The organism is Paracoccus aestuariivivens (genome assembly GCF_009711225.1).
GTDB lineage: Bacteria > Pseudomonadota > Alphaproteobacteria > Rhodobacterales > Rhodobacteraceae > Paracoccus > Paracoccus aestuariivivens.
Genome location: NZ_WMIE01000054.1, coordinates 1 through 2,393 on the forward strand (window position 1 = coordinate 1; position 2,393 = coordinate 2,393).

The window sequence follows — 2,393 nt, forward strand, 5'->3', positions numbered from 1 at the left end:
CTACCTGAACGCCTTCGAGGCCGGCTCGGAGGCCCGCAAGGGGATCGGTGCCTGGATCAGCGATTACAACGAAAAACGCCCGCACTCATCACACGGGTTGCTGACCCAAGCCGAGGCCTATGATACCTCCGACCAGATCCTGAAAGCCACCGCCTGACATGAACCGCATGCTGAAGCTGAGCCGAGCGGCAAACCGGTACAAATTCCCGGAACACCTCTCTAGTTGGGGTGAAGGTCGCAACTTTCGCTTTGAGCGCCGGACTGTGATTGCGGCGTGGTCGCTTTGTCACGGTCTGTCCCTCGCTGGCCGCATCATGCTTGCGTTCGCGCGGAAAATCCACTTACGCCCACGGGTCAGTTTTCTGGGACCGCCTCCGTCATCGCCTCGCCTGAGCGCAACAGTCTTCTTTGCAGGCTTGGCCGCAAGGGCGTTTCTGCTCATATTTCAATCAGTCGCATCACGGGCGGACCGTTTCATCCAAGCAGCGCGACGGTGTCGAGAAAATTATTGACTTGTTGGTAAAAAATTTCGGTCATTGCTGTCAGACACCGGGAGTGCGCCATGTCCTATGAGCTTGCTACAAACTTCACTGGCCTTCAATTCGTGAACCCTTTCGTTCTTGCCTCCGCGCCACCCACGGAAAGCAAGGCCAAGATCCTCAGGGCCTTCGAGGCCGGTTGGGGAGGTGTGGTGACCAAGACGATCGGTCTGCACCCGGTGGAAAACGTCGCCGGTCCGAAAACCATCTATCAGCGCGCCAGTGAGACTAAACCCTATGTCTCGCGTTACAAGCGGCCTGACACGGTATCCCACTCCTCCTGGAACTGGGAGTTGATCTCGGATCAGCCACTGGACCTGTGGCTTCCCGATCTGGAGGAGATCAAGACCACCTACCCAGACCGCATGCTCATCGGCTCGATCATGGCTGGCGCCGGAAACGAGGACGAGTTGGACCATTGGCGCAAGCTCGCCAAGTCTGTCGTAAATGCCGGATGCGATGCGATCGAGCTGAACATGTCTTGCCCCCATATGGACCGCAAGGACATGGGTGCGCATATCGCCAATGACGAAACCATCATCCGCTCGATCCTCAAGGCCGTGACCGAGGTGGTCAGCGTGCCGATCTGGGTCAAGCTCACTCCGTCGTCATCCTCGCTGGTTGACGGAGCCCGCGCCGCCTATGACGCGGGCGCGGCGTCCATATCGCTGTGCAACACCTTTCCGTCATTGCCGCTGATGGACCCTGAGACCCTGAAATTCGAGGTCGAGGTGGACGGACTGGTCACGTCCGGGGGCTTGGGCGGGCTCGCGATCCTGCATCAGGCCCTGCAGCGCGTCTCGGATATTTCGCGCGCCTTCCCGGATAAGGCGATTTCCGGCATCGGCGGGATCAGAGGCCTCCGCGAGGCCTTCAATTTCATCGCTCATGGTGCCGGAAACCTGCAGGTTTGCACGGCTGCGATGGAGGAAAAAGGCAGCGGCGGCATTGGCGTCAACCTTATTCAGGAACTGACAGGCGATCTGGGCGACTATTTAGAGCGCAAGGGATACTCCTCGATTGAGGAGTTTCGCGGGATCGCCCGCGAACGGATCGTCGAGCATTCCAGAATCCGCAGGAAGAGCGAAGCTTATAATGGGGGCTACGCGCAATCAGCTTAGGATGGCTGGATTCTGCTGTTTGTCTGGAACGGGAATCCATTGATGACCCGGACCTACCGCCAATTGCATCGACGGTGGGACATCGCAGGAAGTGTCCCGCCGATCAGCGATATATGCCACAGGTCGGTCTTCGTGTTACCGGCGCGTACCACCGGACACGAGCTGCCATGACTGCAAATATTTGATCAATATTCGACCGCAGTTGGAACAGACCCGGCGCACCGCATCGTTGCCGAAGCGGAAAAGGTCGCGGTTTTGGAAACGTAGGCCTCTCGTCCGCCATGGGCCTCGTACCAGGGGCGGCTCCATGGCGAACGCCGGCCTACGGATCTCTCGGGCTTCGACTTCTCTGCCAGCAAAATCAACGAGGCTACGGTGAGCCAGCTACACCGCTGTGAGTTCATGGACGGGGCACAGAATGTGGTTCTGATCGGCGGCCCGGGCACGGGGAAGACAGAGGTGTTCCGGGAATTTGGACCGGTTTGCCGCTCGGCTCAGCTTCTGCATGGGGTTCATGTCAGGCGGTGGCTTTCAGGATCTGGTCGGAGGTATCATAGGCCTCGGCTTGGGTCAGCAACCCGTGTGATGAGTGCGGGCGTTTTTCGTTGTAATCGCTGATCCAGGCACCGATCCCCTTGCGTGCCTCCGAGCCGGCCTCGAAGGCGTTCAGGTAGACCCATTCGTATTTGAGCGATCGCCACAGCCGTTCGATCATCCGGTTGTCGATCCAGCG

At 58.9% G+C, this 2,393-nt stretch carries 3 protein-coding genes and 1 pseudogene; 3 read left to right on the top strand and 1 reads right to left on the bottom strand.

Annotated elements, in window-relative coordinates:
* Positions 1-4: 4 nt before the first annotated feature.
* The 3 genes and pseudogenes from GL286_RS21980 to GL286_RS21990 all read left to right on the top strand — a co-directional run.
* Complete coding sequence (locus GL286_RS21980; protein ID WP_211596490.1) at positions 5-157, top strand: integrase core domain-containing protein; 153 nt, start codon at positions 5-7, stop codon at positions 155-157.
* A 405-nt stretch (positions 158-562) separates the two neighbouring features.
* Entirely contained in the window at positions 563-1,660 is a 1,098-nt protein-coding gene (locus tag GL286_RS21985) for a tRNA-dihydrouridine synthase (RefSeq protein WP_155097693.1), read from the top strand.
* Positions 1,661-1,987: 327 nt separating this feature from the next.
* Positions 1,988-2,137 (top strand): annotated as a pseudogene (locus tag GL286_RS21990) (ATP-binding protein); the annotation flags it as partial.
* Positions 2,138-2,177: 40 nt separating this feature from the next.
* Here the strand turns inward: GL286_RS21990 and GL286_RS21995 are convergent.
* Positions 2,178-2,393: integrase core domain-containing protein (locus tag GL286_RS21995; protein ID WP_246185072.1), on the bottom strand; the 216-nt coding region annotated here is incomplete at its 5' end.